This window comes from Ruminococcus sp. (assembly GCF_017650195.1).
Lineage (GTDB): Bacteria > Bacillota > Clostridia > Oscillospirales > Ruminococcaceae > Ruminococcus.
In genome coordinates, this window is record NZ_JAGCFH010000195.1 from 1 (window position 1) to 5,770 (window position 5,770).

Annotated in this window: 5 protein-coding genes; 1 reads left to right on the forward strand and 4 read right to left on the reverse strand. The window is 45.1% G+C overall.

What is annotated here, in order from left to right; all coding sequences use genetic code 11:
- The coding region (locus J6U00_RS09080; RefSeq protein ID WP_296581185.1) for a CotH kinase family protein at positions 1–1,068 on the forward strand (1,068 nt) is incomplete at its 5' end.
- A 67-nt stretch (positions 1,069–1,135) separates the two neighbouring features.
- Here the strand turns inward: J6U00_RS09080 and J6U00_RS09085 are convergent.
- The 4 genes from J6U00_RS09085 to J6U00_RS09100 form a co-directional block, all read right to left on the reverse strand.
- On the reverse strand, positions 1,136–1,846 hold the full coding sequence (locus J6U00_RS09085) for a CpsB/CapC family capsule biosynthesis tyrosine phosphatase (protein ID WP_296581187.1): 711 nt from the start codon (positions 1,844–1,846) through the stop codon (positions 1,136–1,138).
- Entirely contained in the window at positions 1,794–3,275 is a 1,482-nt protein-coding gene (locus J6U00_RS09090; protein ID WP_296581189.1) for a polysaccharide biosynthesis tyrosine autokinase, read from the reverse strand. Before J6U00_RS09090 ends, J6U00_RS09085 begins: the two co-directional genes overlap by 53 nt.
- A 247-nt stretch (positions 3,276–3,522) precedes the next feature.
- Positions 3,523–4,551 (reverse strand): 3-deoxy-7-phosphoheptulonate synthase, encoded by a 1,029-nt coding sequence (locus J6U00_RS09095; protein ID WP_296581191.1) that lies wholly within the window; start codon positions 4,549–4,551, stop codon positions 3,523–3,525.
- 281 nt (positions 4,552–4,832) lie between these two features.
- On the reverse strand, positions 4,833–5,770 hold a 938-nt coding region (locus tag J6U00_RS09100; protein WP_296581192.1), incomplete at its 5' end, for a polysaccharide deacetylase family protein.

Consider the following 5,770-nt stretch of genomic DNA (forward strand, 5'->3'; position numbering starts at 1 on the left):
CAGCTGCTCGGCGCTGACGGGTTATATGCTGCAGACGCCAAGCTCGTTCAGGTTGAAATAAACGGCGAATATCAGGGCCTCTATCTTCTCACCGAGGCTCAGCAGGTGTCTGAGGAAAGAGTAAACGTGACCAAGCCGGAAAAGGACTACACCGGTACAGATATAGGCTATTTTCTTGAATTTGACGGTTATTTTCACAACGAAGACGAGCTTCATGGCTTCCACCTTGACTACGCCGACAACGCTCCTCTCAAGCCCTTCGACGGAAAGGGCGGCAGTGGAAAAACAATCAAGTGTCTTGCCAACGCAAAGATTAACCCGGATATGGAAGTCGGAATAACGATAAAAAGCGATATATACTCTCAGGAACAGCACGATTTTATCGAAAAATACATAAATAATGTCTACAGGATAATGTACGAAGCCGCCTACAACCATAAAGCCTTCGTATTCGATGAGAACAATGACAATATTTCCGAGAGCAGCGAGCTTACCCCCCAGCAGGCTGTGGAAAATGTCGTAGACGTTAATTCTCTCGTGGATATGTATATCATCAGCGAGCTTGCCTGCGACGCAGACGTTGCGTGGTCGAGTTTCTACATGGACATAGATTTTAGCCCTGAGCACACCAAAAAGCTCACCTTTGAAGCTCCATGGGATTTCGACTCTTCAATGGGTAATAGACCATACTGCGACAATGGTCAGGGCTTCCATGCAGCCAATATCATACCAGACCCGAGTATGGGAATGGATTCTATAAATCCGTGGTTCACTCTGCTAGTTTACGAGGACTGGTATCAGGACATGATAAAGGAGAAGTGGACAAAAGCTTACGATAACGGCGTATTCAGCAGAGTTTGCCAAATGGTAGATTCCGACAGCGAGGTACTCTCGGCCGAATTTGAAAAGAACTATAAGAAATGGAACAATATCATAGACAATGATTACATTGTAGACGAGCTTTCTACAGGAGCAAGGAAATGCAAAAACGCAAAGGAATGTGCGGATTATCTCTCAGACTGGCTCAATAAACGAATAGCGTTCCTCAATTCTCAATGGCATAAATAAACATAAGAAGCCGTAAAGAAGCGTCACAATGACGCTTCTTTACGGCTTTTTGCTTTGCTGTTAAGTTTTATCCGAAAATATCTTCGACTCCGCTTATGAACTCAGGCTTTGCTTTTTTCTTAAGCACGTCCCAATTAGGCTTTCTGCTGCCCATGCTGTGAGCATCGCTGCCAAAAACGTAAGGATAGCCTTCCTTTATCAGCGACTTTACAAAACGCTTTTCCTTGAAGCTCTCAAAGGCTTCATTATTGAACTGGAATACAGCCTCTGTTTTCAGAACCTCCTCCATTTCGGATCTGCTATAGTATTCCAGGTACCTGTGTATATGTGCAAGTACAGGAACAAGTCCATATTCATATGCTATATCGTTGACCTCCTCGAGCATCCACTTGCTGAATGCAGCATACTCGAACTCAAGAAGTATATATTTTGTATCAGCTATGCGAAGCTTTTCGATATCTGGGAGCTTGCTTATGCCATGCTCAACAGCTACCTCGGCTCCGAGAAGGATATCGCCGTTGGTTGGATCCTCCTTGACCAATTTATCATAAGCCTGCTGTCTCTTTTCAAGATAGGCATTTACGCCTCTCTCCCTGTGAGCATAGAAATGAGGAGTTGCAACTATCCGCTCAACACCCTGTTCTCTCATTGTACGTATCATCTTCAGCGACGTTTCAACACTATCTGAGCCGTCGTCTATCTTTGGAAGTATATGGCAATGATGATCAGTCAGCATTTTCCTTTGAGCCTTTCTTAGTAGTCTGAGCTGATGAACCATAGCCATATTCCTTGTACTTTGAATAGTAAGACGAATGACGCTTCTGAGCCACCTCGTTCATAAGGAATCCTATGAGATTCGTATGTGTGAGCTCCATCTGCTTCATGCAATTGTCAATCTCATCGTAGGTAGTCTGACCATGCTTGAATACGAGGAGTATTCCGTTTATGGACTCCTTCATTACCATAGCGTCACTTACCACATTAAGAGGAGGAGTATCAATGATTATATAATCATAAACTATAGCGAACTGCTCAAGCATAGTCGCAAACTGCTCGGAAGCGAGAAGCTCCGAAGGGTTAGGAGGAGTAGGACCTGAAGGAAGCAGGTCGAGGTTCTTCATAACGTTTTCCTTGATAGACCTTGAAGGTGTGGACTTCTTGATTATGAGAGTTGAAAGGCCCTCTGAGTTCTTCACCTTGAATATCCTGTGCTGAACAGGCTTTCTCATATCCGCGTCTATAAGGAGCACCTTGCTGTTGGTCTGAGCAAACGCGATAGCGATATTTGCAGCCGAGGTCGATTTTCCGTCACCGGGGTTCGGGCTGGAGATAGCAACTATCTTCTTGTCCGACGTACCCATTGCGAACATTACGTTGGTACGTATCGACTTGTAGCTCTCTGCAATATTGAATGGTATATTCTGATCTGTGATGAGGGCTCTGCCGTCAGCCTGAGCTGCCTTTGTTCTGCCCTTGTGCTTCTTGGCTTCGCTGAACTGCTGTATCTCACCCATAATGGCTTTGCCGTACTTCTTGCTGACCTTGTCTGTCTCCTTGACGGTATTGTCAAAGAAGTCGATAAGGAATATTATGAGAACGATAATAAGGAACGCAGCCGCAGCGCCGAGCACAGTATTCTTCATTATCTTCGGAGAAACAGGATTGGTATAAACCTTTGCCTTGTCGATAGTATTCAGTGAGCCTACACCAACAGCCTGCTGGACATACTTCGGAGCAACAAGGGTAAGGTAATTGCAGACAGCCGCTGATACCTCGGGATTTCTTGTAACAGACGATACCTTTACCGCCGACGTATCAGTTACGGAGCTGATAGTCAGGGTCTTGCTTATAGATGCCGGAGATATCTTTCCGTTGTACACTGAAAAGCACTCTGAAAGTGTCGAATTGCCGAAATTGCTTTCCAGCAGCTCTCCTACAGAGTTCATTACAGCGTCGTCCTTCAATACCTCCATATACGTATTGACAAGCTGCTTGGAGTTGGAAATGTTGTTGACATTACCTGCTCCCTCCGCAACTCCCTGATAGCTCTGTACGTACATGGTGATATGCGATTCGTACATGAGCGGAAGCATAAATTTCGATAAGCCGAAGGCTGAGATACCTCCCAGTATCACAAACAGCAGTATGAGCCATATCCTGCTCATCAACAACTTGACGATGTCCTTGATAGTATACGTATTATTCATTCTCCATTACATCCTTTACTCACAGATTTAATTTAATGAGTTAATAATCTCCAAAAAAGAAAAGTCCATACCTAAATTATTGTATCATATCAAACTGCCAAAGTCAAGAAATATTTGGAGAAATCGCACGATTTGCACATTTAGCATATATATTCATTAATATTTCATTATCCTTTTCACAAATAAGAAAAAGAGCGGCTGGACGCCGCCCTTTATTGTCAAAAAATACGCCTACCATAAAAAAACATCATACTCTGTCTGCTATTTCAAGTATCATTTTCTCAGTCTTTTCCCATCCAAGGCATGGGTCTGTTATTGACTTTCCGTATATATGCTCGTCTATCTTCTGAGCACCGTCCTCGATATAGCTCTCTACCATAAATCCCTTTACGAGCTTTCTGATATCATCATTGTATCTTCGACTGCTTAGAACCTCCTTGACTATCCTCGGCTGCTCGAAAGGGTGCTTGCCGGAATTACAGTGGTTTGTATCTATTATAGCAGCAGGATTCTCGAAGCCCTTCTGCACATACAGCTGATGAAGGAGCTCAAGATCCTCGTAATGATAATTCGGCATACACTGACCGTGATTGTTTTCAAAGCCTCTGAGTATGGAATGTGCCAGAGGGTTTCCGCTGGTGCTTACCTCCCAGCCGCGGTATAGGAAAGTATGTCCCGACTGTGCAGCTTCAATAGAATTCATAAGCACAGGCATACTTCCACTCACAGGATTTTTCATGCCTACAGGGATATTCAGTCCGCTAGCAGTAAGACGGTGCTGCTGATTCTCAACAGAACGTGCACCCACAGCTACATAACCGAGAAGATCATTGAGATATCGGTGATTCTCAGGGTAGAGCATCTCGTCCGCGCAGGTAAATCCGGTTTCCTCGATAGCGCGGAGATGCATTTTACGTATGGCAACAATGCCCTTATACATATCCGGCTTCTGGCTCGGGTCAGGCTGATGAAGCATACCCTTGTAACCCTTTCCCGTCGTTCTTGGCTTATTGGTATATATCCTAGGAACAATGAGTATCTTGTCTTCGACCTTATCCTGAACGCCGCGAAGACGGTTTATATAATCTATAACGCTTTCCTCGTTGTCCGCAGAGCAGGGACCGATTATAAGCAGAATCATATCGCTCTTTCCGCTGATAACATCTGCTATCTGTGCGTTCCTTGCTTCTATAACTTTTTTAAGACCTTCCGAAATTGGGTACTGTCCCTTAACTTCGGCAGGTATCGGTAATTTGCACTTAAAATTCATATTCATAGCTTTTACCATCTCCGATCATTATTTTTCTTTCCAGATCGGCTGCTCTTAAGCAGCACCGGCATATTAAATATTATATCACATTCGTTTTCTGAAATCAATATTGATATAGCTCTCATAAGTCAAATACGGCATTTAACACAAAAACCCGCCTGACAAAATGAAAAGACAGCCGACAATTACCGACTGCCTTTCAGGGGATATTAAAATTTGGAGAAATCTTAATAAATGTGCCAATCACAGATTATGTGATCGGCACATATTTTATAACCAGTAATCGATTATGCTCTTGTATGAACCTGACCGCCAGCGAGTGTCTTGCCGTGAGCCTTTGCCATATCAGAAATGTTTACGTTCTGGTAACCATTCTGAGCAAGCCAAGGAAGAACCTCTTCCATAGCTGCTGCTGTTGTAGCATAGTTCTCGTGGCAGAGCACTATAGCACCCTCAAGTGAACCGTTCTGTGCAGCCTGCTTGATTGTGTTTACGATCTGATCCTTAGAAGCATTGTTCCAGTCCTGAGTATCAATTGCACAAGAGATAAGCGGTACATCGTTAAGAGCAGACTGTACTGTTGCGTTGCTCTCAAGATAAGGTAATCTCATGAGGTGCGAAGGCTCAGCTCCAATAATGCCCTTGAGCTTGCTGTTGCAGTTCTCCCACTCACTTCTGATCTGTGAAGAACCGAGCTGACCGAGATGAGGATGTGACTGTGTATGGTTAGCAACCTCCATACCGTTCTGGTACTCATACTTGATCTGGTCGTTTGTCTTGATCCAGTCGCCTACGATGAAGAATGTAGCTGTCATATTGTTCTTTATAAGAGCGTCAATTATTCTGTATCCAGGATCCGACTTGCTCTGTGCGCTTGCACCGTCATCGAATGAGATAGCGCAGAGTTTCTTGCCAGACTGTACCTGAGCACCACCATTGCCACCGGTCTGCTGGCCGCCGTTATTGCCGCCCATGTCCCAAGTCTGACCGCCGTTGCCGCCCATATCGAAGCCGCCCTGACCGCCGAACTGGCTCATGTCAAAACCGCCGTTGCCGCCCTGACCACCAAACTGGCTCATATCGAAGCCGCCGTTGCCGCCCTGACCACCAAACTGGCTCATATCGAAGCCGCCGTTGCCGCCCTGACCGCCGAACTGGCTCATGTCAAAACCGCCATTGCCGCCCTGACCGCCAAACTGGCTCATATCAAAGCCGCCGTTGCCGC

Excerpts from the sequence above, each read along its gene's own strand:
- J6U00_RS09085 (WP_296581187.1), bottom strand. The coding sequence starts at position 1,846 with ATGGTTCATCAGCTCAGACTACTAAGAAAGGCTCAAAGGAAAATGCTG.
- J6U00_RS09090 (WP_296581189.1), bottom strand. The coding sequence starts at position 3,275 with ATGAATAATACGTATACTATCAAGGACATCGTCAAGTTGTTGATGAGC.
- J6U00_RS09095 (WP_296581191.1), bottom strand. The coding sequence starts at position 4,551 with ATGAATATGAATTTTAAGTGCAAATTACCGATACCTGCCGAAGTTAAG.